Below are 26,380 nucleotides of genomic sequence, written 5' to 3' on the forward strand. Positions count from 1 at the left end.
GCCCTCGGCAGAATTTACCGTGTGAATAGGTCAAATGTCGATTAGGACGCGAAGTAATCTCGGTTTGATATCGGTTAGCGCCCGTCAATTAACCACCGCTGCTCCGTGGGCCTTCGACCTCCCTGACCGCCCGGAACGCCGGGCAACAAGGCCGGTATGGAGCTTCCGAGGCGGCATCGCGGTCAGCCCCGCGGGTAATACATAAAGGCTGTCTAATCAAAATGGCGAACCCGATTTCGCGGAGTTCGATCGGGCCAGGCAATCCTGCGGCGACGCCGCTGCGTCGGCGCGATTTCGGTCGCCGCGGGTCGACACGCTGGCTCAATCTGCGAGTTTGGCCGGGATCCCACACTGGCGCGGCCGAACTTGAATCGACCGCGTAGGCTCTGTCGGAGCAAGCCGATGGAGACCAACCCCTCCTGGTCCGTTCCGGCTCTCACGAATCACCGCACCAGCGGACTTCTTGGTGCGCGCGGTGGTTTGGTCGAGGGCGTTGGAGGCCCGGGAACGATCGAGGTGCAAATTTGGACGCGGTACTAGGGCTATCACTGACGCCAACCACCGTCGGGTGGGTCCTCGCGGAGGGGCACGGCGCAGACGGCACCATCGCGGACCATCGGGAATTGGCACTGCAAGCGGGGCGTGGTGTGCGCGCGGTGAGCACCGCGGAGCAGGTGGCAGAAGAGGTATTGCGGGTGAACGCGCTGGCGGCCGCGGGCGAGCGTCACCTGCGCGTCATCGGAGTCACCTGGAACGACCAAGCATCCGCGCAGGCCGCCCTGCTCGTGGAAGCGCTGACCGACGCGGGTTTCCACAACGTCGTGCCGGTTCGATTGCTCGATGCGGTCGAGACCCTGGCGCGCGCCATCGCACCCGTGATCGGTTACGACCAGACCGCGGTCTGCATCCTCGAGCATGAGTGGGCGACGGTCGTCATGGTCGACACCCATGACGACGAGACGCAAACAGTCGTCAAGCATGTGCGCGGCGGCTTCGACGGGCTGACCCAGTGGCTGACCGGAATGTTCGAACGCAACGGGTGGCGTCCGGGCGGAGTCGTCGTCGTCGGGGCGGACGCCGATACCGCCGGACTATCCTGGCAACTCGAAAAGGCGTTACCAGTACCGGTTTTCGCGCAGACCATGGCGCAAGTGACGGTGGCGCGGGGCGCGGCTCTGGCCGCCGCATCCAGCACCGACTTCACCGACGAGCAACTGGTAGCGCACATCAGCGAACCCGCCGCCGCGCCCGAGCGGAGTCGGCGGTTGTCCTACGCGGGGGCCATGACCGCGTTGGCCGCCGGCACGGTTACCTTCGTCGCGTCGGTCTCCCTCGCTCTGGGCATTCAGCTGGCGCCGGGCGCCCAGCCCGCGGGACCTAAGCACTCGGTGCACCCACCCACGCCGCAAGTCGCCGAGGCCGGCGCTCCCGCGGTCGCACCGCCCCGCGAAACCGAGCAGGCTGCCCCGCATTCCAAGGCGCCGGCCGGTGAGCCGGTTGCGGGGCCGGGAGCGCCGGACGAACAGCAAGGCGTACCGGCGGAGCCGCAGCCCGAGCCGAATGGGCAGCCGTATCTGACCAGGATGCTCGAGCATATCCCCGGCGGCACCGGCGATTCCGGGCCGCACACGCCGACCCAGCCTTAATCCCCGCGGCGCTTGCCCTTCGGGTGCACCCCCGTGAAGGACACCGTCACCTCGTCGGCAACCTGCACCGAGCCCATCAACAACGAATAGGGCTTGACGCCGTAATCGCTTTGGCGAACCAGGGATTCGGCAGACATTCGCCACGAATCACCGAGATCCTCTGTGCGCAAGTCGATTACGTGTTCTCGCGACTTTCCTTTGATGTGTAGCTTGCCGGTGAGGCGGTACCCGTCGCCGGTCTTGTCGATGGCATCAACATCAGCATCGGCGGCGAACCGGATCTCCGAAAATCGCCCGGCGTCCAACGACTTCAACGCGTTGGACCGGATCAAGGCCTTCTCGGGACCGGACAGGCCTTTGACGCCGCCGTCGCCGCGTAGCACCTCGAACGAGTCAGTCTCGACCGCGAGCTCGGCGGCGACGGGTTCGGCGCCGGCCCAACTCACCGTGGCCCGCCACCGCGTCATCGCGATGGTGAGCCGATGACCCATCCGCGCGGCCCTGCCCTTGACGCCGGTACGAAGTAACAGCTCACCGTCGGATGCGTCCAGGTCCCACCGGTCGGTCACACACCGACCCTATTCGGGGCCTTGTTCACATGGTCAAAACGGTGCGGTAGTGCGCCCGGCCGCCTTCCAGCGCCGCATAGCCCTCCGCGGCTTGCGACAGCGGTAATTCCTCGATCCACGCCCGTACGCCGGACAAGACCGCGAAATGCATCGTGTCCTCGACGTCCTTGGCGGTCCCGGAGGGATGGCCGACAATGCTGACGCCCGGCGTTATCAGCTGCACCGGACTGATGGGCAGCGGTTCGGGCGTGACGCCGATGGTGACCAGTTCACCTTGGGGGAGTATGCCGCCCACCGTGGCGGCCATGGCCTTCGAATTGCCCGCCGTGGCCAGCACGACCGTCGCCCCGCCCAAGGCCTTCAGCGCCTCGGCGGGGTCGCTGGCCGTGGAGTCGATGTAGTGGTGGGCGCCAAGTTCCCGGGCATCATCGGCTTTGCCGGTACCGCGGTTGATCGCGATGGTCTCGAATCCCATTGCCCGGGCGAACTGGACCCCTAGGTGGCCCAGGCCGCCGACACCGAGTATCGCCACCCGATCGCCCGGCAGCGCCTTGGTGTGGCGTAAGGCGTTGTAGGTGGTCACGCCGGCACAACCCAATGGGGCGGCTTCGGCGTCGGAGAGCTCTGCCGGTATTCGGGCCAGAGCGCTGACCGGCACGGTCACCGACTCGGCGTAGCCGCCGGGATACTGCCAACTCGGCACCTTGCCGTTCTCGCAGTGAATGAACTGGCCCTTTCGGCATTGATCGCAGTGGTAGCAGCATCCACCGAACCATCCCACCGCGACGCGATCGCCGATCGCGAAATCCTGGACGCCGTCGCCGATTTCAGCGATTTTGCCGGCGATTTCATGCCCGGGCGTCAGCGGCCACGACATGCCCGGAAAGCCACCCGCGACAAAATGTGCGTCGGTGCCGCAAATGCCACACGCGGTAACCGTCAGACGAACCTCGTCGGGGCCCGGCGGCTTGGTTTCGACATCGACCAGTTCTAACGCTGCTCCAGCGGACTTTACGTGAACGGCTCGATGCGTGGGCATGCGATTGATGCTAGTGCGCGACAGGGGATTTCGCCGCCCCGTTGGTGTGGTAGTCCACCTGCCAATGCTTGATGCCGTTGAGCCACCCCGAGCGAAGCCGCTCGGGTTTGCCGATCGATTCCAGGTTGGGTATGCCGTCGGCGATCGCGTTGAAAATCAGGTCGATCGTCATTCGCGCCAGGTTGGCGCCGATGCAGTAGTGCGCGCCGGTGCCGCCGAAACCCACGTGGGGGTTGGGATCGCGCAAGATGTTGAAGGTGAACGGGTCATCGAACACCTCCTCGTCGAAATTGGCGGAGCGGTACACCATCACGACCCGCTGGCCCTTCTTGATCTGCACGCCGGACAGTTCGTAGTCCTCCAGCGCAGTGCGCTGGAACGACGTGACCGGGGTGGCCCACCGGACGATCTCGTCGGCCGCGGTGGCGGGACGCTCCCTCTTGAACAGTTCCCACTGATCGGGGAAGTCGGTGAAGGCCATCATGCCCTGGGTGATGGAGTTGCGGGTCGTCTCGTTTCCGGCGACCGCCAGCAGAATGACGAAGAAGCCGAACTCGTCGTCGGACAACTTGTGACCGTCGATGTCGGCCTCGATCAGCTTGGTGACGAGGTCATCGCCCGGGTTCTTCGCCCTGTCGGCGGCCATCTGCATGCCGTACATGATGAGTTCGACGGAGGCGGTGATGGCGTCGTTGTTGGCGAACTCGGGGTCTTGGTCGCCGACCATCTCGTTGGACCAGTGGAAGAGTTTCTTGCGGTCTTCCTGCGGCACACCCATCAGGCCGGCGATGGCCTGCAACGGCAGCTCGCACGACACCTGTTCGACGAAGTCACCGGAGCCTTCGGCCGCCGCGGTCTCGACGATGCGCCGGGCGCGCTCGGCGAGGTCTTCGCGCAGCCGTTCGATTGCTCGGGGAGTGAAGGCACGCGAAATGATCTTGCGTAAGCGCGTGTGCTGCGGCGCATCCATATTGAGTAGGACGAACTTGCCACGCTCGACCTGCTCACCGACGGTGCCGTCCCGATAGCGCGGTATCGCGGTCTTTTGCAGGCTGGAGAAGATGTCGCTGCGCAGCGAGATCTCCTTGACGTCCTTGTGCTTGGACACCACCCAGAAACCGCCGTCGTCGAAACCGCCGGCCCCGAGGGGTTGCTCGTTCCACCAGATCGGCGCAGTCCTGCGGAGCTCGGCCAGCTCTTCCACCGGCAGCCGCTCGGCGTGAACGTCCGGGTCGGTGAAATCGAACCCTGGAGGCAGATTGGGGGTTGGCATGAACCACTCCTCGATACGACGTGTTCTAGTGCCAATAAACCATTGCAACACCCCGGTTGGGAAGCACCGAAGCAAGATCGACACCACGAACTGCAACATGTTCAGCGGCGATGAATTTTCGTGACGCCGGCGGTCTGCACCAGTGAGCACCGACCAACAGGACCGAGCAAGCGAAAGGGCGTGACCGATGCGCATCGTGCTGAGCGACTTCATGAGCCTCGACGGCGTCGTCCAAGCACCGGGCGGACAGGGCGAAGACACCGACGGCGGATTCGCGCACGGCGGCTGGTCGATGCCCTACTTCGACCCCGAAACGATGGGCGCGGCCGTCACCGAGACCATGGCCACCACGGATGCGCTGCTGTTCGGCCGGCGCACCTGGCAGACCATGGCCGCGGCCTGGCCGGACCGCGCCGGTGATCCGTTCGCCGACCGAATGAACGAGATTCCCAAATACGTTGCGTCCCGCACGCTCACACCGGACGACCTCACCTGGCCTGCCTCGCATCTGTTACCCGCCGGCGACGCGATCGGCGCCATCCGCCGGCTGCGAGCGCAGAGCGGCGGCGCGATTCAGGTCATGGGCAGCGCGTCGTTGGCCGCGCAGCTGATCGACCACGACCTGGTCGACGAGTACCGGCTGATGATCGAGCCGATCCTGCTCGGTGGGGGCAAGCGGGTGTTTCCCAGCGACGGCCGGGCCCGCGCACTCGAGCTGGTTTCCGTCACCTCGACCGGCACCGGCGTTCTAATCTGCACCTACCGTCCGGCCAACCATTCGGAGTAGGGCCCCCGGAAGCAATACGACCTTGTGGCCCGCGGCTCAATGGATATGCTTTGGTGCAGGTCACCGGCGACAAGTGGGGTGGAACATGATTCGGGCACTGCTCAGCGCCGCTTCGATAGCGGGCATCACGATCGGCATGGCACCGTGCGCGGCCGCCGGTTACGACGGCGACGTGCCTGGGATGAACTATCAGGCTTCGCTGGGGGCGCCCTGCGACAACTACGAGCGCTTCATCTTCGGGCGAGGACCAAGCGGCCAGGCCGAGGCCTGTCATTTCCCGCCCCCGAACCAGTTCCCCGCGGCCACCACCGGCTACTGGGTCATCTCCTACCCCCTGTATGGGGTGCAGCAAGCCGGCGCGAAGTGCCCGGGCCCGCAAGCGGCGGCACAGTCGGACCGCGGGCTTCCGATGCTGTGCCTGGGAGATCAGGGCTGGCAAGAGGGATGGTTCACCGGGGCAGGGTTCTTCCCGCCCTCTTCGTAGCGGGTCGGCCGATGAATGACGTCCGCCCCGTCCAAGCATCGATCCCGCGGTGGCTGCGCTTTGTTCTCGCGTCCGATCGCACGGGCTCGGCGTGGTACATCGGGGCCGGCTTCTTCTTCGCCCCATTGCTCGCGGTGCTGTCGCCGTGGCCCGCAGTCACCGCCGTGCTGTGGGGGATCATCGGCGTCGCAGGGTTATGGCTGGGCCTGCTCGGCGTGGCGATGGCCATCGGCCTGGCGCGAATATTGCGGTCCGGCGCCGAGATTCCGGAAGACTACTGGCGGAGCCTGGTCAACTACTGAGCGAGCGGGTCGCCAGGCGCCCCGTCTAGAGTCGTACCCAACGTCCTGCAACACGTCCTGCAAAACGTCCTGCAACCAAGGGAGACTCCGATGGCCATCACCGCCAAAGATGTGGTCGACGCCGCCAGGGACATCGCGACCAATGCCGTCGAAAAGACTTCGGACATCGTCGAACACGCCAGCGACATCCTCCGCGGCGACATCGCCGGGGGTGCCAGCGGCATCGTTCACAATTCGATCGACATCGCGACACACGCGGTCGACCGGGCGAAAGAGGTGTTCACCGGCAAGGGCGCGGTCGACGTCGACGACGACGAGTAGCCGCCGCTAGACGGTGGCGGCCTCGTTGAGCTCGTCGAGCCTGTTCGTCGCCTCCAGGTACTCCTGCACCCAGCGTTCGATGACCGTCGAGGTCTTTTCCACCTTGCTGAACTGGCCGACCACCTGGCCAACGGGATTGAACGCGACGTCGACGGTCTCGTTCGGGTACTTGTTCGTGGCCCGCACCGCCATGCCGGAAACCATGTACTGCAACGGCATTCCCAGTGGCTTCGGGTTGTCGGCCTGCTCCCACGCCTCGGTCCAGTCGTTGCGTAGCATCCGGGCGGGCTTACCGGTGAACGAACGGCTGCGGACGGTGTCCCGGCTGCTGGCCTTGGCGTATGCAGCCTGCTGAACCGGGGTGTTCGAGGCTTCCTCGACCATCAGCCACTGCGATCCGGTCCACGCCCCCTGGGCACCCAGCGCCAGTGCCGCCGCGATCTGCTGACCACTGCCGATGCCGCCCGCCGCCAGCACCGGCACCGGGGCGACCTCCTTGATGACCTGCGGCCACAACACAATTGAGCCCACCTCGCCGCAGTGACCGCCGGCCTCGCCGCCCTGCGCGATGATGATGTCGACGCCCGCATCGGCGTGCTTGCGGGCCTGCGACGGCGAGCCGCACAGCGCGGCGACCTTGAGCCCGGCGTCGTGGATGTGCTTGATCATGTCGGCCGGCGGGGTGCCGAGCGCGTTGGCGATCATCTTGACTTTCGGGTGCTTCAGCGCCAATTCGACCTGCGGGGTAGCGGTCGCCTCGGTCCAGCCCAGCAACTGCAGGGTGTCCTCGTCGGCGTTCTCCACTGGCACGCCGTGATCGGCGAGGATCTTCTTCGCGAAGTCGAGGTGCTCCTGTGGCACCATCTTGCGCAGCGTGTCGGCCAGCTCCTCGGCGGACAGGTGCGAGTCCATGCCCTCGTACTTATTCGGGATCACGATGTCGACGCCGTATGGGTGGTCGCCGATGTTCTCGTCGATCCAGTTGAGCTCGATCTCGAGCTGCTCGGGTGTGAAGCCCACGGCGCCGAGCACGCCGAACCCCCCGGCCTTGCTGACAGCCACCACGACGTCGCGGCAGTGGGTGAAGGCGAAGATCGGGAACTCGATACCGAGTTCATCGCAGATAGGGGTGTGCATACCAACTCCTGGGACGCTCGCCGAATTGAAACGTGTTCTAGTTTAGTACGCACCCCCTTGACGAGGCCAGCCGCCCCTCGCCAGCGTCCCGGAACTACGAAGCGTCGCCGATGTCAGAGCACCACGGTGTGGGCCACCCACAAGATCAGGAACGCGAGGATGCAACCGATGCAGACCAGATGATCCCGCCAGATGGAGCGCGCCAGGCGAGTCTGCTCGGGCGCGCTGTCGGTGCGGTGCCCAAGCCGAACGGCGTCGGGAACGGTCTGGGTCAGTGCCAGCATGATCGGAATGCCCGCGAGCAATGCCGACGTCACGAGCAGCCAGGCGGGGTCGTGCCCGCGCGTGGCCTGAAACCCCAACGCGCCCAACAGGATAAGCATCACCAGGGCGATCAGCCGGTTCATCGGTCGCGACGTGGTCGTCGCCCGGTGGTAATACGCGGCGACGGACGCGAGCACCGCCTCGGGCAGTTCGTCACCGCCGCGGTGCCGGAGAACCTGGGCATCGAAAATCAGATCCATCCATAAGACGGCGAAAAGGAACCCGCCGCACGCCGCAAGTAATGGGGCCACTGGTCATCCACCTCCGCTTCGCCCAGGTCACCATTGTTTCCCAGCGCATCGGACAGGCACAGGGCTTCGGCCGGCGAACCCAGGCGCTAGCCTGACCCGTCATGGGACGAGTGGATGACAAGGTTGCACTGATCAGCGGCGCGGCGAGGGGAATGGGCGCCTCGCATGCCCGGTTGCTCGTGGCCGAGGGCGCCAAGGTGGTGATCGGCGACATCCTCGACGACGAAGGCAAAGCGCTGGCCGACGAGCTCGGCACCGCGGCGCGCTACGTGCATCTCGACGTGACGAATCCCGAGCAATGGGCGGCGGCCGCGGCCGTGGCCGTGGCGGAGTTCGGCAAGCTGAATGTCTTGGTCAACAACGCCGGAATCATGAACTACGGCCCGCTCAAGACTTTCGACCTGACCAAGTGGCAGCAGATCCTCGACATCAATGTCACCGGAACGCTGTTGGGCATCCAAGCGGTGATCGATCCGATGACCGCCGCCGGCGGGGGCTCGATCGTCAACGTGTCGTCCATCGAGGGCCTGCGCGGTGCGGCGTGGGTGCACGGGTACGTGACCTCCAAGTGGGCGGTCCGCGGCCTAACCAAGTCCGCCGCACTGGAATTGGCGCCGCAGCACATCCGCGTCAACTCCATTCACCCCGGTTTCATTCGAACCCCGATGACCGCGAAGCTTCCGCAGGATCTGCTCAACATTCCGTTGGGACGGCCCGGGGAGGCGCAGGAGGTGTCGATGTTCGTGCTCTTCCTCGCCAGCGACGAATCCTCGTACGCGACCGCGGCCGAGTTCGTCATGGACGGCGGCTTGATCGCCGACGTTTCACACAAGGCCGAGTAGCGGTCCCTCAAACCCATCGGCGAAACCACTTGCGCCACTTGCGTTTCAGTGGTTTCGAGAGTGGTTTCTCGGTGGAGATTCTTGTCGGTGTGCCGTCGTAGTATCCGAACATGCTTTCGAGTGATCGTGCGGAGATCGAAGCCGACTATGTCGGGCTGCGCGCCGCGGTGTCGCGGATCCTCGGGCACTCTTACGACGCGCTAACTACGCCCGAGCGGCTGGCATTGCTCGACCAACTCGAGCGTGAGGCGCGGCGGCTACGGGCGCCGGGCCACCAATTGATCAATCAGCTCGCCGGGCAGGCGACGCCTGAAGAGCTGGGCGGCAAGCTGCCCCATGCACTTGCCGACCGGCTGCACATCACGCGCAGCGATGCGAACCGGCGGATAGCCGACGCCGCCGACTTGGGGCCGCGCCACGCGTTGACCGGTGAATCGCTGGAGCCGCGGCTGACCGCGACGGCCGCGGCCCAGCGCGACGGCGCTATTGGGACTGCTCACGTTGCGGCGATTCGCGACTTCTTCAATCAGTTGCCGCATTGGGTGGATGTGGAGACCCAAGAACGAGCCGAGCAACAGCTCGCGCAGCACGCCATCCGGTTTCGCCCCGAGCAACTGCGCAAGCTGGCGGATCGGCTCGCCTACTGCCTCAACCCGGACGGGAATTTCACCGATATTGACCGCGCCCACCGCCGTGGGCTGATCCTGGGCAAGCAGGACATCGACGGGATGTCGCGGCTCAGCGGCTGGCTAACGCCGGAAGTGCGTGCCACCGTCGAGGCAGTGCTGGCAAAACTGGCGGCACCGGGAATGTGCAATCCCGCGGACGCCATCCCGGTAGTCGATGGCGTGCCGGACGAGGAGGCAGTCCAGCGTGACGCCCGTTCGGCGGGCCAACGCAACCATGACGGATTGCAGGCCGCATTACGCGCCGTGCTCGCAAGCGGGAAACTGGGGCAGCACAATGGATTACCGGCGACCATCGTCGTGACGACGACGCTCAAGGAACTCGAAGCGGGTACGGGCAAGGCGGTCACCGGGGGCGGCGCCCTGCTACCGATGAACGATGTGATCCGCCTGGCCCGCCACGCGCACCACTACCTGGCCATCTTCGACAAGGGCCAAGCTCTGGCGTTGTATCACACGAAGCGGCTTGCCTCGCCGGGACAGCGAATAGTGCTCTACGCCAAGGACCGTGGGTGTTCGGCACCCGGCTGCGATGTACCCGGCTATCTCTGCGAAGTCCACCACGTTGACGAGTACGCGGCGTGCCAGGCGACGGACATGGACAACCTCACGTTTGTCTGCGGCCCCCACCATCGACTATTGCGACCCGGCGGCTGGACGACCCGAAAACGCGCCAACGGCGACACCGACTGGATTCCGCCGCCGCACCTCGAGCGCGGCCAACCGCGCACCAACACCTTCCATCACCCCGAGGAGGCGCTGCGCGAGGAAGCCTACGAGGAAGCCTGCGATGACGAAGACGCCGACGACCCTTGATCCGCTCCGTCGGCAACGGGTAGCGTAGTGCTGCCAATTACGAAACGCCTCGTAGCGTAATTCCTGTAGCGTTATGTCACGACCGCCGAAAGGATCGGCTTGATGCGCAGCCGCTATGCCGGCCATCCCTTCACGACGTCGACGCCGGAAATCGCGGCCGCGCTAGAGGATGTCAGCATTCCGACGCTGCTGCTTTCGCTCGTGCATATCACCGGCGACCCGCGATTCATCCGCGAGTTCAAACAGATGGGCATCTTCCTCAACGAAGTCCAGGGGTTCATGTCGGAGGAGGACAAGGCACGAGCCCGCGCGGCGGCACTGCCGGTGATCACCGAATATCGAGACCGCGGATGCCCCGAACCGGAACCGCTGAGCCCCGAGCTCATCCGGGAAATGATGGCCTGGGCGGCCTGCGAGCACGTTCCCGACGACTACCTTGCCCTGGTCTCCGAGGAGCTGGACCTCGACGGGGCCGACCCCCGCCGGCCGGCGCCCCTGCCGCCCGAGCGCGCGGCCGCGCTTCCGGTGCTCGTCGTCGGCTGCGGCGAGTCCGGCATCCTGGCCGGGGTGCGCCTCCGACAGGCCGGCATCCCCTTCACCATCATCGAGAAGAACGCCGGTCCCGGCGGAACATGGTGGGAGAACAGCTATCCCGGGGCGCGCGTCGATGTGGCGAACCACTTCTATTGCTACAGCTTCGAACCCAACAACGACTGGACACACTTCTTCGCCGAGCAGTATGAGCTGCAGGACTATTTCACCCGAGTGATGAACAAGCACGACCTGACCGAGCACGTCCGTTGGAACACCGAGGTTCTCGCGGCCGAGTGGCAGGACGACGACGGCATGTGGGCCGTCACACTGCGCTCGGCCGCCGGGCAGACGAGCACGGTGCACGCGCGGGCGCTCATCACCGCGGTCGGTCAGCTGAATCGCCCCCATATCCCCGAATTCGACGGTGCCGACACCTTCGAGGGGCCGTCGTTTCACTCCGCGGCCTGGGATCACTCGGTCGACCTGACCGGCAAGCGCGTCGCGCTTGTCGGCGCCGGCGCCAGCGGGTTCCAGATAGCACCGGCGATCGCCGGAGAAGTCGAGCGGCTCACCGTCTTTCAGCGCACCGCGCAGTGGATGTTCCCGAATGCGATGTACCACGACGAGGTCGGTGACGGCGTGCGCTGGGCGATGCGGCACCTGCCGTTCTACGGCAGGTGGTACCGGTTCCTCGTGCTGTGGCCCGGCTCCGACAAGGGTCTCGACGCCGCGCAGGGCGACCCGAACTATGCCGATCAGGACTATGCAGTCAGCGACATCAACGCCGCCGCGCGGATGATGTTCACCCAATGGATCACCAGCCAAGTCGGCGACGGTCCAGACTCCCAAGAACTGCTGACGAAGGTCATGCCCGACTATCCCGCCACCGGCAAGCGCACGTTGCAGGACAACGGCAGCTGGCTGCAGACACTGCAACGGGACAATGTCGAGCTGGTGCGGACGCCGATCCGCAAGATCGTGCCACGCGGCATAGTCACCGAAGACGGGGTTACCGAAGACGGGGTCACCGACGACAGCGTGACTTACGAGGCCGACGTCATCGTGTACGCCACCGGATTCCGGCACACCGATGTGCTGTGGCCGCTGAAAATCACCGGCCGTGACGGGATCGACCTGCACGACATGTGGGGGAGCCGGCCGTACGCCTACCTGGGCGTCACAGTTCCGCAATTTCCCAACTTCTTCATCATCTACGGACCCGGCACGCACCTCGCGCATGGTGGCAGCCTGATCTTCCAGTCCGAACTGCAGATGCGCTACATCGATCAGTGCCTGAAGCGGCTGGCGGAGCCGAACGTGCATTCCGTGGAACCGCGTCCGGAGGCGGCCACCGATTGGCACCGGCGCACTCAGACCCAGATCAAGAAGATGGTGTGGTCACATCCCGCCGTCAAGCACTCGTACTTCAAGAACGCCGACGGGGAGATCCACACCGTCAGCCCGTGGCGCCTCAACGAGTACTGGGCTGCCGTCCGCGAACCGGACTGGTCACAATTCGTCATACGAGAACGAAAGTGAAGCGTCAACCATGCGCACAGTAGTCGTCGACGGGCCCCGGAGCATCATGGTCGATACGCGTCCCGATCCGGCGCTTTCCGGACCCGACGGGGCGATCGTCGAGGTCACCGCCGCGGGCATCTGCGGATCGGACCTGCACTTCTACGAGGCCGATTTCCCCCTCACCGAGCCGATGACGCTGGGCCACGAGGCGGTGGGCACCGTCGTCGAAATCGGACCCGAGGTGCGCACCGTCAAGGTTGGCGATCAGGTCATGGTGTCGTCGGTCACGGGCTGCGGTGCATGTCCCGGCTGCGCCACCCGCGATCCGGTCATGTGCTACTCCGGATTTCAGATCTTCGGCGGCGGCGTGCTCGCCGGCGCGCAGGCGGATCTTCTCGCCGTGCCCGCCGCCGATTTCCAGCTGCTCAAGATTCCGGAGGCGATCAGCACCGAACAGGCGCTGCTGCTCACCGACAACCTCGCCACCGGCTGGGCGGCGGCGCAGCGCGCCGACATTCCCTACGGCGGCACCGTTGCGGTCATCGGTCTGGGCGCGGTCGGCCTGTGCTCGCTGCGCAGCGCGCTTTTCCAGGGCGCGGCAACGGTTTTCGCCGTCGATCGGATCGATGGCCGCCTCGACCGGGCGGCCCGGTGGGGGGCGACGCCGATCAAGGCTCCGGCGGTCGAGGCCATCCTGACCGCCACCGGAGGTCGCGGCGCCGACGCAGTGATCGATGCCGTCGCCACGGACACATCCCTGACCGACGCGCTCAACGCGGTGCGGACGGGCGGCACGGTCTCCGTTGTCGGTGTGCACGACATGAATCCGTTTCCGCTCAACGCCCTGGGCTGCCTGATCCGCAGCATCACGCTGCGGATGACCACGGCGCCGGTGCAGCGAACCTGGCCAGAATTGATCCCGCTGCTTGAGTCGGGCCGGCTCGACGTCGACGGCATCTTCACCACGAGGCTGCCTTTGGAGGAAGCGGCCAAGGGCTACGCGACCGCGGAGTCGCGATCCGGCGAGGACGTGAAAATTCTGCTCACGCCGTAGCTCGTGTCGCGGTGACGTACTGCGAGCGCATGAAGCTGTCGATCTTGACGTCCACGTCCGGTGGCGTCATGCCGTAACCGGCCTGCAACTCAGGGTTGTTGCGGACGGGCTCGACCGCCCAGCCATGGCTGGCCAGCCATTCGGCGGGCTCCGCCCTCGTCTCGTAGGTGAGCGCGGAGAAGTCCACGTCACCCGACACGTTCACGCCCGGATGCGTCGACTCCAGGGCCTCGAGCTGTTCGCGGTCCAGCCGCGAGCCCAACGCGCCCAACGCAACTCGGCTACCCGGCGCACACAGCTCGGTGATTCGAGTGAACAAAGCGGTTTGCGCGTCGTCGGTCAAGTAGGGCAACACCCCCTCGACCGACCAGGCGCTCGGGCTTTGCGGGTCGAAACCCGCCGCCCTCAATGGGGTCGGCCAATCCGTGCGTAGATCGGCCGCGACCTCGATCCTGTGGGCCTTCGGCTTCGCGCCGTGCTCACCCAACACGCGCGCCTTGAATTCCAGGACTTTCGGTAGATCAACCTCGAAAACCGTTGCGCCTTCCGGCCATTCGAGGCGATACGCCCGGGAATCCAATCCGGCGGCGACGATCACCGCCTGCCGGATGCCGATTTCGCCGGCCGAGGTGAAGAAGTCGTCGAAGAAGCGCGTCTGCACGCCGTAAAGGCGGGGAAATGCGGTCTCGTCCTCGGTGGTGCCCGGGTTGGCCAGTACACCCGTGAGATATGGGTCCTGTGCGGCGGCGATGAAGAGCTTCGCGTAGTCGTCGCGGACCAGCGGTTGCGCGCTCGCGGCGTGCACGGCGCGCCACCCCGCCACCAGCAGCGCGGTATAACCCACGCCGTTGACGATGTCCCAGTCGTCGTCCTCGGAACGAAGTGACCCGAATTCGGGTGTCCTGCTCACGGTAACCAAACTACCGGCGGCCTCAGAGCTCGAGAAGGACCGTCACGGGGCCGTCGTTCGCCAATTCGACCTGCATCATCGCACCGAACACGCCCGTTTCCACGTGCGCTCCGAGTTCACGCAGCGCCTCGGCGAACTCCGTCACGAGCGGTTCCGCGACCGGCCCCGGGGCGGCCGCGTTCCACGACGGTCGGCGTCCCTTCGCCGTGTCGGCGTAGAGGGTGAACTGGCTGACCACCAAGACGGGCGCGTTCACGTCGGCGGCCGAGCGTTCGTCGGTGAGAATGCGCAGATTCCATAGCTTTTCGGCGAGCCGCCGCGCCTTGTCCGCGTCATCGCTGTGGGTGACGCCGACGAACGCGAGCAGTCCCTGGTTATCCGGCCGAATGGCGCCCACCACACGGCCATCCACCGACACCGCTGCCCTCGAGACCCTTTGCACAAGAACCCGCATGGGCCTCGATGCTGCCAGGTACGCTCGTCGGGTGTCCGTGCTCGTCGCATTTTCGGTCACCCCGCTCGGGGTCGGCGAGGGCGTCGGCGAGATGGTTGCCGAAGCCGTTCGGGTGGTTCGCGATTCCGGCCTGCCCAACAAGACGGACTCGATGTTCACCGTCGTCGAAGGCGAGACCTGGGAAGAAGTGATGCTCGTGGTGCAGCGCGCGGTAGAGGCTGTCGCCGCCCGCGCCCCGCGGGTCAGCACCGTGATCAAGGTGGACTGGCGCAAGGGCGCCACCGACGCGATGACGGAGAAGGTCGCGTCAGTCGAGCGCCATCTGTCCCACGGCTAGCGCTCGACGGCGTCCCGGAACGCTCGCTCGGCCGGGTCACCGTGGACCGCGAACACCACCCGCTCGAGCGAACTCGGCTGGTGCTGCCGCACGGCGTCGACCATCAGGCGCGCGGCGTCTTCGAGCGGGAAGCCACCCACCCCCGTGCCGAACGCGACCAGTGCCAGCGAGCGGCAACCCAGCTCGTCGGCCTTGCGCAGCGTCGAACTCGTGGCCCGCGCGATGATCTCGGCCGAGGTGGGGCCGCCCAGCTCCATCGTCGCCGCGTGGATCACGTAGCGAGCCGGCATGTCGCCGGCGGTGGTCTCGACGGCATCCCCGAGGCCGATCGGCGCCTTCTCGGTCGATTCGCGTTGCACGTCGGGCCCACCGGCGCGGGCGATCGCCGCGGCGACGCCGCCTCCGTGCCGCAGCTCGGTGTTGGCGGCGTTGGTGATCGCGTCGAGTTCGAGCTTGGTGACGTCGGCCTGCAATACCTCTAACTCGATCATCGGTTCATCCTCTCGCAGCCGTCCCGCGGGCGCGCCAGTAGGCTCATGCCGGTGAGCGCACGCGCAGGCATCGTGGTCACCGGGACCGAGGTCCTCACCGGCCGGATCCAGGACCGAAACGGGCCGTGGATCGCCGACCGCCTCCTGGAACTGGGCGTGGAGCTGGCACACATCACGATCTGCGGTGACCGCCCCGCCGACATCGAGGCGCAGCTGCGCTTCATGGCGGGCCAGGGCGTGGATCTGATCATCACCAGCGGCGGCCTTGGACCGACCGCCGACGATATGACGGTCGAGGTGGTGGCGCGGTTCTGCGAACGGGAGTTGGTGCTCGACGAAGTTGTCGAGGGCAAGATCGCCGACATCCTCAAGCGGCTGATGGCGCACTTCGATACGGAAAGCTTCGATGCGGTGCGCGCCGCGAACCGCAAGCAGGCCATGGTTCCCGCGGGTTCGCAGGTGCTCGATCCGGTGGGCACCGCGCCGGGTGTCGTGGTCCCCGGAAAGCCGGCCGTGATCGTGCTGCCCGGACCGCCGCGGGAGCTTCAGCCGATGTGGCGCAGGGCCATCGAGACGCCCGCGGCGCAGCAGGCGATCGCGGGCCGAACGATCTACCGGCAGGAGACGATTCGGATGTTCGGTCTGCCCGAGTCGGGGCTGGCCGAAACCCTGCGGAGCGCCGAGGCGTCCATTTCCGGTTTTGACGCACTGGAAATCACCACGTGCTTGCGCCGGGGCGAGATCGAAATGGTCACCCGCTACGAATCCGACGCCGCGGACGCCTATGCGCAGCTGACGAAGCTGCTGCGGGACCGGCACGGACAGCAGCTCTTTTCCGAGGACGGCTCCCAGGTCGACGATCTGGTCGCCCGGTTGCTGGCCGGCCGCCGGATCGCGACGGCGGAATCCTGCACGGCGGGGATGGTGGCGGCGCGGCTGACCGACCGGGCGGGGTCGTCGGACTACGTGGCCGGCGGCGTGGTGGCCTACTCGAACGAGGCCAAGGCGGAGCTACTCGGCGTCGACCCGGCGCTGATCCAGGAGCACGGTGCGGTGTCCGAGCCGGTGGCCGAGGCGATGGCGGCGGGCGCGTTGCGGCGCTTCGGCGCCGACACCGCCGTCGCGACGACGGGCATCGCCGGGCCGGGCGGGGGAACGCCGGAAAAGCCCGTCGGCACAGTATGTTTCACGGTGATGCTGGGAGACGGCCGCACCGATACCCGGACGCTGCGCTTGCCCGGGAACCGCTCCGACATCCGGGAGCGATCGACGACGGTGGCGATGCACCTATTGCGGCGCCTGCTCAGCGGCTAGCTCACGTCACTTCACTCGGCAGGAAAGCGCTTTCGGCGGTGCCGAAGCGAATCCCGGTGGCGTCCTTGCCGATCAGCGTGAGGAAAGCCACCGCGATCAGCACCGGCACGATCGTCGCCGCCAGCGCGAACGGATAGCCGTGCGACTCGGCAAGGCGTTCCTGGATGGGTAAGTTGAACGCCGCCAACAGGTTTCCGAGCTGGTAGGTGACCCCGGGGTAGAGGCCACGGATGGCGTCCGGCGACAGCTCGGTCAGGTGCGCGGGGATCACACCCCACGCGCCCTGCACGCAGAGCTGCATCAGGAACGAGCCGAGACACAGCATCGCCGCGGTGCGCGAATAGGCGAACAACGGCACGATCGGCAGGCCGAGCACCGCACAGAAGACGACGGTGTAGCGGCGGCTGAACCGTTGCGACAGCGTGCCGAAGAATAGCCCGCCGATGATCGCGCCGATGTTGTACACCACGGCGATCCATTTGACGGTCACGCTGGACAGACCCGCGCCCTGGTTCGCCGTCGCGCCCAGGAAGGTCGGGTAGACGTCCTGCGTTCCGTGGCTCATCCAGTTGAACGCGGTCATCAGCAGCACCAGGTAGACGAACCGGCGGATGATCGCGCCCTCGCGCAGCACGTCGCGAATCCTGGTGCTGGTGAGCCGCATTCGATCCTGCGCCGCCTCCCACACCTCGGACTCCTCGACGCGATAGCGGATGATCAGGCTGATCAGGGCCGGGACGATGCTCAGGGCGAACAACCAGCGCCACGACAGGCCAAGCCAATTCATCACCACCAGCGAGGCCACGCTGGCCAGCAGGTAGCCGAAGGCGTAGCCCTCCTGCAACAGCCCGGAGAAAAATCCGCGCCGCTCGACGGGCACCTTTTCCATGGCCAGCGCGGCGCCCAGCCCCCATTCGCCGCCCATGCCGATGCCGTAGAGCACGCGCAGGATCACCAGCACGGTGAAGTTGGGCGCGAAGGCGCACAGGAATCCCACCGCGGAGTAGAACATCACGTCGACCATCAGCGGGAGCCGCCGGCCGACGCGGTCGGCCCACAGCCCGAACAACAGCGCGCCGACCGGGCGCATCACCAGTGTCGCCGTGGTGATGAACGCGACTTCGGTCTTGCTCTGGTGGAAAGTCTTTGCGATGTCGGCATAGACGAACACCACGATGAAGTAGTCGAAGGCATCCATCGTCCAGCCCAACAACGCGGCGACGAATGAATTTCGCTGGTCGGCGGTCATCTTCTGCCGGGGATTATTTTGACGACTGCGTGTGGTCACTTGAGCATCGTGCAGTACCAGGCGGCGCCGCGCGAGAGTAAGTTGACCGAACATGCGAATCATCGACGCCGATGGACACGTTGCCGAGAACCCCTCGCTGGCGATCGAGGCGATCAAACGCTGGCCGGAATACATCAAACCCAGCACCGACGGGCGGCCGAGCCTGACATTCGAGGGCCGCAACTATCCGGAGGATCGGGGCCCCGGCGCGGGATGCCCGCCCGAGCACGGAATCAGCAAGGCGGCCGACCTCAATTGCCGCTCGCCCGAGGGCGTGCTGGGCGACGCCGACCGCGATCACATCGACACGATGGTGCTCTATCCCAGCCTTGGGCTGTGCGCGCCGAGCCTGGAGGATCCGGAGTTCGCCGCGGGATTCTCGCGGCTCTACAACCAGTGGATCGCCGATTTTTGCGCCTCGTCGGGCGGCCGGTTGCGCGGCGTCGCCGTCACCCCGATCGAGCACGGCCAGGCCGCCATCGACGTCATGACCGAGGCCAAGGAGCTCGGGCTGGTGGCGACCCTGGTCCCGCCCGCGCTGAAGACCCGCAACCTAGACCACCCGGACCTCGACCCGTTCTACGCCGCCGCCGTGGAGCTCGGGATGCCGCTGGGCATTCACGGCGCCCCCGGCATTCACCTGCCGAAGATCGGCGTGGACCGCTTCACCAATTACATTCAGGTGCACTGCATCAGCTTTCCGTTCGACCAGATGACCGCGATGACGGCGATGGTGTCCGGCGGCGTCTTCGAGCGGCATCCGCAGTTGCGGGTCGCCTTTCTCGAAGCGGGGGCGGGCTGGGTGCCGTTCTTCATGGACCGGCTGCACGAGCACTACGAGAAGCGCGGCGATTGGGTGGAACGCGGCTGGCGCCGCGACCCGCACGAGTATCTGGCCGCGGGCAACATCTTCGTGACCTGCGAACCGGAGGAGCCGATCCTGCCCGGCGTGATCGACGTGCTCGGCTCCGACTTCATCATGTTCGCCAGCGATTACCCGCATTGGGACGGCGAATGGCCGGAGAGCACCAAGCATTTGCGGACCCGCGCCGACATCAGCGAGGAGGCCCGCGAAAAGATCGGCGGGCTTAACGCGCAGCGCTTCTACGGGCTGAACTGACGCCCATGGGCCCCTTCCTTATTCGCGCCGCGCTGACCGGGTTTGCGTTGTGGGTAGTCACCCAGCTGGTCCATGGGCTGACGTTCGTGGGCGGCAATACGACGCTGCAGAAGATCGGCATCATCTTCGTCGTCGCCGTCATCTTCGGTCTGGTCAACGCGATCATCAAGCCGATCGTGCAGATCCTCTCGATCCCGCTGTACATCCTGACGCTTGGCCTTTTCCACATCGTCGTCAATGCGTTGATGCTGTGGATCACCGCGCGGATCACCGAACACACCACCCACTGGGGATTGCAGATCGATCACTTCTGGTGGACCGCGATCTGGGCGGCGATCGCGCTGTCGATCGTGAGCTGGCTGCTATCGCTGCTGAGCCGCGACGTCCGACGGGTCACGAACCGGTAGTCGTCAGCGGGCCCGCCAGCTCGGCGGTCGCTTCTCGGCGAAGGCACGCGGCCCTTCCTTCGCGTCTTCCGTCGCGAAAACGCGGTCGCTGTGCCGGGTCTCGTTCTCGTATGCCGATTCGAGGTCGAGCGCCAGGCCCTCGAGCGCCGACTGCTTCGTCGCAAACACCGCCAGCGGCGCGTTGGCCGCGATGCGCTCGGCGTAGTCATACGCCGTCTCCATCAGCTGATCCGCCGGCACCACGCGATTGAGCAGTCCCATGGCCAGGGCTCGCTCCGCGTCGACCATGTCGGCGGTCAGCAGCAGTTCCATCGCCAGCGCGTAGGGCAGCTGGCGCGGCAGGCGGACCGTGCTTCCACCGCCGGCGAACAGGCCGCGCTTGGGCTCCATCACCGCGAATCGCGCGTCGGGCACGGCCACTCGAATGTCGGTGCAGCCCAACATCTCGAAGCCGCCCGCCACGCAGGTACCGTTCACCGCGGCGATGATCGGCTTGTACACCGGGAAGCGATGCAAGACGGCGTGGATGGCATCGTCCTTGTTCCAGCCTTCGGGCTGGGGCAGGTCGCCGGTGAGTTCCGGGATGAATTTCTTCAAGTCAGCACCGGTGCAGAAATCCCGCCCGACGCCCGTGACCACGGCAACCCAGGCGCTGGCGTCATCGCGAAAGGCGGCCCAGGCGTGGGCCAAATCGCGGAAATGTTCCATGTCCAGCGAGTTGCGGGTCTCGGGACGGTTGATCGTGATGGTGGCGATGTGCGCGCGCAGGGCGTAATCGATGCTCACAACGTCTCCCGCTCGGTGACCAGACGCACGACGTCGCGCGCGCAACCCCACGACAAGGTCACGCCATTGCCGCCGTGCCCGTAATTGTGGACGCATCGCGATGTGCCAAGTGGCTCGGCCTCGACTCGCACCGATGGACGGTCGGGACGCAGGCCGGTGATGGTCTCGATCACTTCGGCCTCGCCAAGCCGCGGCTCGATCTTGCGGCAGCGCCGCAGGATTCGTTCGCTCACCTCGGGGTCGGGGGTGAGGTCCCACCGCCCGGGAACGCTGATTCCGCCGCACACCACACGCTGGGGGTGGGGGAAATAGCAGGTCCATTCCGGGCCGGCGTTGATTTCCAGAAACAGTTGCCGCAAACCGGGATTGGTGAGCACGACGTGCTGGCCGAACAGCGGGCGCATCGTGTCGTCGCCCGCCAGCGCTGCGGCCCCGAGGCCCGCACAGTTGACCAATATCGGCGCGGCGTCGGCGCCCTCGGCCAGCGATCGCACCGTGCGGGTTTCGATTTCGCCGCCGGCCGCGGTGAGTCGATCGGTCAGGTAGTCGAGGTATTGCGGCATGTCGATCATCGGCAAGGTGGCACGAAACCCGGTGCCGAAGCCCTGGGGGAGATCGGCCGCATCGGCCGGGCGCAGGTCGGGGATCAGCGCGGCCGCCGACGACATCGCCTCGGCCCCGGTCAATTCGCCGACGGCGATCGCCGGCGCCATGCGCACGCCGGTGCCGGGGGTGTCGGCCAATTTCCGGAAGACGCCGAGGGAATGCTCGGTCCAGGCCAGGGTTTCGCTGGCCCGCTCGGCCGGCCGCGGCGGCGCCCATACCGCGCCCGCGACGATCGAGGTTGTCTGGCGAGGCATTGCCGCCGCCCACACCCGCACCGGCCACCCGGCTTCGGCGAGACAGATCGCCGACGTCAATCCGCTGACGCCGGCACCAATGACGACGATCCGCTGGGCGCTGGCCACGGCGTCACGGATCAGGAATGAGGCGCTTGCTGGCCGTTAGGGAGCATCCCGTTGAGGATGCCGAGAATACCTTGAAGTTGGGCCCCCGCGGCCGGCCCGGAAGCATCGGGGGGCGGCGCACCATCCGTCTGCTGCCAGGGCTGGCAGCCGTCCGTCTTGAATGCCTTGTCGGTCGGCTCGATGCGAACCACCTGCGGCTTCTTGCTCATTGAATTGTCGATGAGGTTGCCGTCGGGGTTGCCCATCCGTTTCCAGTAACACGTGCCGTTGGCGACGGGTCCCGCCGAGCTGTAGGTGCCCGGCGCGATGTCGGTCCCCACCGCGAACGTGCCGTCGTGATCGATGCTCGTCTTCGGCCCGGCCGCGGGTGCTGCCGCCGGCGGCTCCGCCGGTGACGGCTCGGGTGACGGCTCGGGATCGCCGTAGGCAACACCGGCGGACACCGCCCAGCCCGCGATGACCAGCGCCGCGGCGCCGAACCGTGCCGCAACGGATGCTGGCGCGTTAAACCACATAGAACAGCAGCGTACCGGGGCCGGCAGCCTATTTCATGTGGCTGCGCCGGTAGCGCCCTGTTCCGCGACACATAAACCTTTGCGACGACACGCCGACGAAGTTCGCTCCGCCTTATGTCTCGGCGAACCCGTTGGGTTGATGTGGGCGCTCGGCGGATGTAGCTAGGTCAGCCTGCGGACCTTGCCGGCGTAGCCGAGCGCGTGCTCGTAGGTGTCAAGGTTGTCTCGGGAAATCCTCGCGTGCACGGGACGTTCGAGGAAGAAACGCAGCACCGGGTTGTAGGCGTGGTAGGTCTCGTGGAAGGTCAGCACCGTGGTGCCGTCGGGCTGTTCCTCGAGTTGGTGATAGCCCTCCGCGCGCGACCACAGCGGCGCGCCGACCGCCACGTAGCGCGACAGCTTGTAGATCTCCGCCTCGGTGACGCTCTCCCACGACCGCCCTTTGCCGCCCGACAACAGGTACTTGGGCACCGGGAAGACGCAGGTGCGGACCAGGCCCTCGCCGGCCTCGTTGCCTTCGTTCAGGATTTCCATGCTGCCGGTGGGCCACGTGAGGACCCGCGGGCGCGGCGCGTCCGGCGGTGCGGGCGGGTGCAACACCCGCCAGACCTTCCTCGGCGGCGCGTCGACATGGAATCGCACGGTGTAGGACTGCATCAGCTTTCTCCCCAGGTGTCCCAATAGGTGACCGTCTCCGGGGGCGGCCGCGAGGCCGGACGGAAGTCAGTGCCGATCGTGTAGGCGACCGGGAACAGCGCGGCCTGCGTCGCCGTCGGCGGAATTCCGAGCACCTCGGCCACCTCTTGCTCCTTGGCCAGGTGCATCGTCGTCCACACCGAGCCCAACCCGCGGGACCGCAGTGCGAGCAGGAAGCTCCAGCCCGCCGGGATGATCGATGCCCACGCCGATGCGGCGGTCAGCAGGGTGGAGTTGTCGATGCGGTTGTTCAGGCAGGGGATGACGTGCACGGGCACCCTGGCCAGTGTCTCGGTCAGGGCCAGCGCGCCGGCGTACACGCGCTGGGTCTGCGGATCGGAGGCCTCCTTGGCCGCGTACGCAAGATAATCGGCGCCAACGCTGCGATAGATCTCGCCGACGGCGGCGCGCTTAGCGGGATCGGTGATCACCAGCCATCGCCAGTCCTGCGCGTTGCTCGCGGTGGGGGCCTGCACCGCCAGCCGTATGCACTCGAGGATCACATCGCGGCCGACCGGCCGGTTCAGGTCGAGCCGCCTGCGCACCGCACGCGTGGTGCTCAGCAATTCGTCGACCGTCGCGATCTCCATTGGTTCCTTCCCGATGCTGGTCCGATGCTGGTTCAGTGCTGGTTCAGTGCTGGTTCAAAGATCGATTGCGCAGGACTGGTCGACACCGAGCACGGTCAAGGAACGTCCCAGTCCGAGGAATACGGCGACGCACAGCGTGAGATCGAGGATCTCTTCGTCGGAGAACAACTCCCGCAGGCGCTCGAAAAAGGCATCGTCTATCGACGTGTGCGCGGTGGCGAAACGCTCGGCGAATTCGATGGCAAGACGCTGGCGCGGCGTATAGCCCGGATAGCTGGCGTACGCGGCGACATGGTCGTAGAGCTCCGGCGCGACACCAGCGTCCGGGCCGGCGTCCAATATGGATTGCGCGCGAAAATCCGAGCACGCCACACAATGGTTGATCTGTGCGATCCGCATCCTGGCGAGCTCGCGCTCGTCGGCCGGCAGGATGCTCTGCTGGTATGCCCCGCGGATCATCCGCTCGACCATGCCGCCGAGTTGCGGTCGTAGCGTCCAGATCATCGCGGCCTCGCCGCCGGGGCCATCCGGCACATTGACTCGGGCCATCCGCGAACTCCTGCCCGGTAAGGACGGTACCGAGTTGAGCAAACCAGATTCTCAACTGAACTGTCTAGGCCACTCGCGTCGTGTAATTGGGCATATGCCAAACCAACCCTGGACGTGGAAAACGGCCGGGGGCTAACGTCCGTTGAGCGGCGTTGAGCCCACAGCGCCGCGAATGGGAGGTCTCCGCGTGCTTTTCATGCACGAATTACACAAGGTGCGCGGCCGCGCCGAAGACGACTTCGAGGGGGCGTTCCGCGACGGCTGGATGCGGATACTCGCCGCGGGTGACGATGCCCGGTTGCTGTGGTACGCCAACCAGGCACACGGCAGTGGACCCGCCTACACCGTCGTCACGGTGACCGCGGTTCGCGACGGAGCGGCGTGGGAGCGACTGACGCTGCGGGTCCAGAAAGGCGACCTGCAGGAGTGGATGCGCAACCTCGACGAGCTGCGCCACGAGGTCGACGCGAAGCTGCTGATGCCGCTGCCATGGTCGCCGCTTCGGGAGGTCGACTTCGACGCGGTCCCCGCCGACGGCCGAGAGCACGAGATGACCCTCTACATGGAAGACACCATGTGGCCCTACGAGGACAAGTTCGAGGAATACATTGTCCGCTGCGGCGAGGTGTACGCCAGGAGTCTTGAGCAGCCGTCGTCAATGCTGAAGATGCATGCGGCATTTCAGCCCGCGCTCGGCAGCCACCTGCGCCGCGAGGTGATCCTGATGCAGCGAATCAGCCGACCCGAGGCGCTGCTTGACCTGCTGCGCAGCCATATCCCCGCCGAGTACCGCGCCCCGGGCACATGGATGCATGACGCCTTGGACCTGCGCGACCAGTGGACCAGCCGGCTGCTGCGCACGTCCGAGTGGTCGCCCCTTTATTGATTACCGAGCCGCACATGAACATCGGGACGATCCTCGACGCGACGGCGCGCGGCGATCCCCACCGCACCGCGCTCATCGTCGACGGGCGCGCGATCAGCTACCGCGCGCTGGCGGCGGCGGTGCGGCAATGCGCCGCCGGGCTGGCCGCCCACGGCGTGGTGGCCGGGCAGCGCGTCGCGGTGGTCGACGGCGGAAGCCTGCTGTCCATCGCGACGTTGCTCGCGGCGGCGCGCCTCGGCGCGGCGGCCGCGCTGATGAACCCGGCGCTGACTCCGCCCGAGCTGCAGGGCCTGCTGAAGAACGCCGGCTGCGCCGACGTGGCGGTCGCGGGGGAGCAGTACGCCGACCGGCTGCGCGAAGCCGGCGCACCCACGGTGTTGACGGGCACCGACCTGCTGGACGGCAACGCGGTCGAGCCGGCCGCCGAGGCCGACACCGTCGCCGACACCGACGCCCCCGCCGACCGTGACGCGTTGATCCTATTCACCAGCGGGACAACCGGACTCCCGAAGGCCGTCGCCATCAGCGCCCGCCGGCTCGCCATGCGAATCAGGGGGATGGCGGCACCATTCCATGCGGACGCCCCGCCCTCGGTGGGGATGATGTGCGTCCCCTTCTTTCATGTCGGCGGCGCGCTGGGCACGCTCGGGAGTTTGTATTCGGGCAACACCTCGGTGGTGCAAACGCGGTTCGATGCCGGCGAGTGGCTTCGTCTGGTCTCGCGGCATCGCGTCACCACCACATTCCTGGTGCCGACCATGCTGCAGCGGATCCTCGACCATCCCGACTTCGCGAACGCCGATCTGACGTCCCTGGTCGCCATCGCCTACGGGGCCGCGGCGGCGCCGATCAATTTGGTGCGCAGGGCAATGGCGGCGCTGCCGCATGTGGCTTTCGCCAACGTATTCGGCCAGACCGAGACCCTCGGGGCTTACACGACCCTGATGCCCGACGATCACCGCGACCCGGCCCGTGCCGGATCCGTCGGCCGACCGCTGCCGGGAGTCGAGGTGCGCGTGGTGGACCCCGACACGGGCCGCGATGTCGAAGCGGGAGCCATCGGCGAGCTGTGGGTCAACACCACCCAGAACGTCACCGAGGGCTGGTTACACACTGGTGACCTGGCACGCCAGGATGCCGACGGTTACATCTTCCCGAGCGGCCGGCTCAGTGACACCATCAACCGCGGGGGTGAGAAATTTGGGCCGATCGAAGTCGAAGAGGCGCTGCGTTCTCATCCGGCGGTCAGTGACGCCGCCGTCGCCGGGATCGCCGACGACGAGCTCGGCCAGCGGGTGGGGGCCGCGGTAGTGGCTTGCGCCCCAGTCACACTCGAGGAACTTCGATCGCATTGCCGACAGGTGATCGCCTACTTCAAGCTGCCCGAGCGACTCGCGATCGTCGACCACATTCCCTACAACTCGATCGGCAAAGTCAACCGCCGCCAGCTCGCCGCGCTCATCGCGGACGATGGTTGAACCCA

General features: G+C 66.4%; 30 protein-coding genes. 15 read left to right on the top strand and 15 right to left on the bottom strand.

Features of this window, described 5'->3' with window-relative positions:
• Positions 1 to 524 precede the first annotated feature (524 nt).
• Positions 525 to 1,646: a hypothetical protein gene (locus A5736_RS23765; protein WP_076248999.1), complete on the top strand. Its 1,122-nt coding sequence runs from the start codon at positions 525 to 527 to the stop codon at positions 1,644 to 1,646.
• Here A5736_RS23765 and A5736_RS23770 read toward each other — a convergent pair.
• The 3 genes from A5736_RS23770 to A5736_RS23780 are packed head-to-tail and all read right to left on the bottom strand — an operon-like array spanning position 1,643 to position 4,527.
• Positions 1,643 to 2,215: a YceI family protein gene (locus A5736_RS23770; RefSeq protein WP_076249000.1), complete on the bottom strand. Its 573-nt coding sequence runs from the start codon at positions 2,213 to 2,215 to the stop codon at positions 1,643 to 1,645. The two genes, A5736_RS23765 and A5736_RS23770, sit on opposite strands and share 4 nt — an antisense overlap.
• A gap of 25 nt (positions 2,216 to 2,240) precedes the next feature.
• A complete protein-coding gene (locus tag A5736_RS23775; protein WP_076123296.1) occupies positions 2,241 to 3,254 on the bottom strand; it encodes an alcohol dehydrogenase in 1,014 nt (337 codons plus the stop codon).
• Between the two features lie 10 nt (positions 3,255 to 3,264).
• Entirely contained in the window at positions 3,265 to 4,527 is a 1,263-nt protein-coding gene (locus tag A5736_RS23780) for a cytochrome P450 (RefSeq protein WP_076123298.1), read from the bottom strand.
• A 187-nt stretch (positions 4,528 to 4,714) separates the two neighbouring features.
• On the opposite strand from A5736_RS23780, the gene A5736_RS23785 reads away from it, so the two are divergent.
• From A5736_RS23785 to A5736_RS23800, 4 genes are all read left to right on the top strand, one after another.
• Positions 4,715 to 5,314: a dihydrofolate reductase family protein gene (locus tag A5736_RS23785; RefSeq protein ID WP_076249001.1), complete on the top strand. Its 600-nt coding sequence runs from the start codon at positions 4,715 to 4,717 to the stop codon at positions 5,312 to 5,314.
• Between the two features lie 85 nt (positions 5,315 to 5,399).
• Entirely contained in the window at positions 5,400 to 5,798 is a 399-nt protein-coding gene (locus tag A5736_RS23790; protein ID WP_076123445.1) for a hypothetical protein, read from the top strand.
• Positions 5,799 to 5,809: 11 nt separating this feature from the next.
• A complete protein-coding gene (locus tag A5736_RS23795) occupies positions 5,810 to 6,100 on the top strand; it encodes a hypothetical protein (protein ID WP_076123300.1) in 291 nt (96 codons plus the stop codon).
• A gap of 90 nt (positions 6,101 to 6,190) precedes the next feature.
• A complete protein-coding gene (locus A5736_RS23800) occupies positions 6,191 to 6,421 on the top strand; it encodes a hypothetical protein (protein ID WP_076123301.1) in 231 nt (76 codons plus the stop codon).
• A gap of 6 nt (positions 6,422 to 6,427) precedes the next feature.
• On the opposite strand, the gene A5736_RS23805 is transcribed toward A5736_RS23800, so the two are convergent.
• Both A5736_RS23805 and A5736_RS23810 read right to left on the bottom strand, forming a co-directional pair.
• Entirely contained in the window at positions 6,428 to 7,558 is a 1,131-nt protein-coding gene (locus tag A5736_RS23805) for a nitronate monooxygenase (protein ID WP_076057976.1), read from the bottom strand.
• A 113-nt stretch (positions 7,559 to 7,671) separates the two neighbouring features.
• Positions 7,672 to 8,133, bottom strand: a complete 462-nt coding sequence (locus A5736_RS23810; protein ID WP_076249002.1) for a hypothetical protein — start codon at positions 8,131 to 8,133, stop codon at positions 7,672 to 7,674.
• A gap of 101 nt (positions 8,134 to 8,234) precedes the next feature.
• On the opposite strand from A5736_RS23810, the gene A5736_RS23815 reads away from it, so the two are divergent.
• From A5736_RS23815 to A5736_RS23830, 4 genes are all read left to right on the top strand, one after another.
• Complete coding sequence (locus A5736_RS23815) at positions 8,235 to 8,975, top strand: glucose 1-dehydrogenase (protein ID WP_076249003.1); 741 nt, start codon at positions 8,235 to 8,237, stop codon at positions 8,973 to 8,975.
• A gap of 110 nt (positions 8,976 to 9,085) precedes the next feature.
• Positions 9,086 to 10,477: an HNH endonuclease signature motif containing protein gene (locus A5736_RS23820; RefSeq protein WP_076249004.1), complete on the top strand. Its 1,392-nt coding sequence runs from the start codon at positions 9,086 to 9,088 to the stop codon at positions 10,475 to 10,477.
• 102 nt (positions 10,478 to 10,579) lie between these two features.
• Complete coding sequence (locus A5736_RS23825; protein ID WP_076249005.1) at positions 10,580 to 12,550, top strand: NAD(P)/FAD-dependent oxidoreductase; 1,971 nt, start codon at positions 10,580 to 10,582, stop codon at positions 12,548 to 12,550.
• Positions 12,551 to 12,560: 10 nt separating this feature from the next.
• Positions 12,561 to 13,586, top strand: a complete 1,026-nt coding sequence (locus A5736_RS23830; protein ID WP_076249006.1) for an alcohol dehydrogenase catalytic domain-containing protein — start codon at positions 12,561 to 12,563, stop codon at positions 13,584 to 13,586.
• On the opposite strand, the gene A5736_RS23835 is transcribed toward A5736_RS23830, so the two are convergent.
• On the bottom strand, positions 13,576 to 14,496 hold the full coding sequence (locus A5736_RS23835) for a class I SAM-dependent methyltransferase (RefSeq protein ID WP_076249007.1): 921 nt from the start codon (positions 14,494 to 14,496) through the stop codon (positions 13,576 to 13,578). The two genes, A5736_RS23830 and A5736_RS23835, sit on opposite strands and share 11 nt — an antisense overlap.
• A gap of 22 nt (positions 14,497 to 14,518) precedes the next feature.
• Complete coding sequence (dtd, locus tag A5736_RS23840; protein ID WP_076249008.1) at positions 14,519 to 14,950, bottom strand: D-aminoacyl-tRNA deacylase; 432 nt, start codon at positions 14,948 to 14,950, stop codon at positions 14,519 to 14,521.
• Positions 14,951 to 14,981: 31 nt separating this feature from the next.
• Here dtd and A5736_RS23845 point away from each other — a divergent pair, with 31 nt between their 5' ends.
• The gene (locus tag A5736_RS23845; RefSeq protein WP_076123328.1) at positions 14,982 to 15,287 is read left to right on the top strand and encodes an MTH1187 family thiamine-binding protein; all 306 of its coding nucleotides are present in this window, start codon (positions 14,982 to 14,984) and stop codon (positions 15,285 to 15,287) included.
• On the opposite strand, the gene A5736_RS23850 is transcribed toward A5736_RS23845, so the two are convergent.
• Positions 15,284 to 15,778, bottom strand: coding sequence for a macro domain-containing protein (locus A5736_RS23850; RefSeq protein WP_076123330.1), 495 nt, complete (start codon positions 15,776 to 15,778; stop codon positions 15,284 to 15,286). The genes A5736_RS23845 and A5736_RS23850 overlap by 4 nt on opposite strands.
• 45 nt (positions 15,779 to 15,823) lie before the next feature.
• Between A5736_RS23850 and A5736_RS23855 the strand changes: the two genes are divergently transcribed.
• Positions 15,824 to 17,092 carry a competence/damage-inducible protein A gene (locus tag A5736_RS23855; RefSeq protein ID WP_076249009.1) on the top strand — a complete coding sequence of 423 codons (1,269 nt, stop codon included), beginning with the start codon at positions 15,824 to 15,826 and terminating at the stop codon, positions 17,090 to 17,092.
• 1 nt (position 17,093) lies between these two features.
• Here the strand turns inward: A5736_RS23855 and A5736_RS23860 are convergent, their stop codons facing one another.
• The gene (locus A5736_RS23860) at positions 17,094 to 18,341 is read right to left on the bottom strand and encodes an MFS transporter (protein WP_076249010.1); all 1,248 of its coding nucleotides are present in this window, start codon (positions 18,339 to 18,341) and stop codon (positions 17,094 to 17,096) included.
• 91 nt (positions 18,342 to 18,432) lie between these two features.
• Here A5736_RS23860 and A5736_RS23865 point away from each other — a divergent pair, with 91 nt between their 5' ends.
• Both A5736_RS23865 and A5736_RS23870 read left to right on the top strand, forming a co-directional pair.
• Complete coding sequence (locus A5736_RS23865; RefSeq protein ID WP_076123338.1) at positions 18,433 to 19,500, top strand: amidohydrolase family protein; 1,068 nt, start codon at positions 18,433 to 18,435, stop codon at positions 19,498 to 19,500.
• Between the two features lie 5 nt (positions 19,501 to 19,505).
• On the top strand, positions 19,506 to 19,907 hold the full coding sequence (locus A5736_RS23870; RefSeq protein WP_076123341.1) for a phage holin family protein: 402 nt from the start codon (positions 19,506 to 19,508) through the stop codon (positions 19,905 to 19,907).
• 3 nt (positions 19,908 to 19,910) lie between these two features.
• On the opposite strand, the gene A5736_RS23875 is transcribed toward A5736_RS23870, so the two are convergent.
• The 6 genes from A5736_RS23875 to A5736_RS23900 all read right to left on the bottom strand — a co-directional run bounded on the left by A5736_RS23875 (position 19,911) and on the right by A5736_RS23900 (position 24,011).
• On the bottom strand, positions 19,911 to 20,693 hold the full coding sequence (locus tag A5736_RS23875; RefSeq protein ID WP_076123344.1) for an enoyl-CoA hydratase/isomerase family protein: 783 nt from the start codon (positions 20,691 to 20,693) through the stop codon (positions 19,911 to 19,913).
• Positions 20,690 to 21,661 (bottom strand): FAD-dependent oxidoreductase, encoded by a 972-nt coding sequence (locus A5736_RS23880; protein WP_076249011.1) that lies wholly within the window; start codon positions 21,659 to 21,661, stop codon positions 20,690 to 20,692. The genes A5736_RS23875 and A5736_RS23880 overlap by 4 nt, the downstream gene beginning before the upstream one ends.
• A gap of 11 nt (positions 21,662 to 21,672) precedes the next feature.
• Complete coding sequence (locus A5736_RS23885; protein ID WP_076249012.1) at positions 21,673 to 22,176, bottom strand: hypothetical protein; 504 nt, start codon at positions 22,174 to 22,176, stop codon at positions 21,673 to 21,675.
• A gap of 162 nt (positions 22,177 to 22,338) precedes the next feature.
• Entirely contained in the window at positions 22,339 to 22,833 is a 495-nt protein-coding gene (locus tag A5736_RS23890; RefSeq protein ID WP_076249013.1) for an SRPBCC family protein, read from the bottom strand.
• Entirely contained in the window at positions 22,833 to 23,462 is a 630-nt protein-coding gene (locus tag A5736_RS23895; RefSeq protein WP_076249014.1) for a nitroreductase family protein, read from the bottom strand. Before A5736_RS23895 ends, A5736_RS23890 begins: the two co-directional genes overlap by 1 nt.
• Before the next feature lie 54 nt (positions 23,463 to 23,516).
• Positions 23,517 to 24,011, bottom strand: coding sequence for a carboxymuconolactone decarboxylase family protein (locus A5736_RS23900; RefSeq protein ID WP_076249015.1), 495 nt, complete (start codon positions 24,009 to 24,011; stop codon positions 23,517 to 23,519).
• A 172-nt stretch (positions 24,012 to 24,183) separates the two neighbouring features.
• Here A5736_RS23900 and A5736_RS23905 point away from each other — a divergent pair, with 172 nt between their 5' ends.
• Positions 24,184 to 24,897 (top strand): hypothetical protein, encoded by a 714-nt coding sequence (locus tag A5736_RS23905; RefSeq protein WP_233147989.1) that lies wholly within the window; start codon positions 24,184 to 24,186, stop codon positions 24,895 to 24,897.
• A gap of 14 nt (positions 24,898 to 24,911) precedes the next feature.
• Positions 24,912 to 26,375: a class I adenylate-forming enzyme family protein gene (locus A5736_RS23910; protein ID WP_076249016.1), complete on the top strand. Its 1,464-nt coding sequence runs from the start codon at positions 24,912 to 24,914 to the stop codon at positions 26,373 to 26,375.
• The last annotated feature ends 5 nt before the right edge of the window (positions 26,376 to 26,380 follow it).

The sequence above is a fragment of the Mycobacterium sp. SP-6446 genome (assembly GCF_001954045.1).
Classification (GTDB): domain Bacteria; phylum Actinomycetota; class Actinomycetes; order Mycobacteriales; family Mycobacteriaceae; genus Mycobacterium.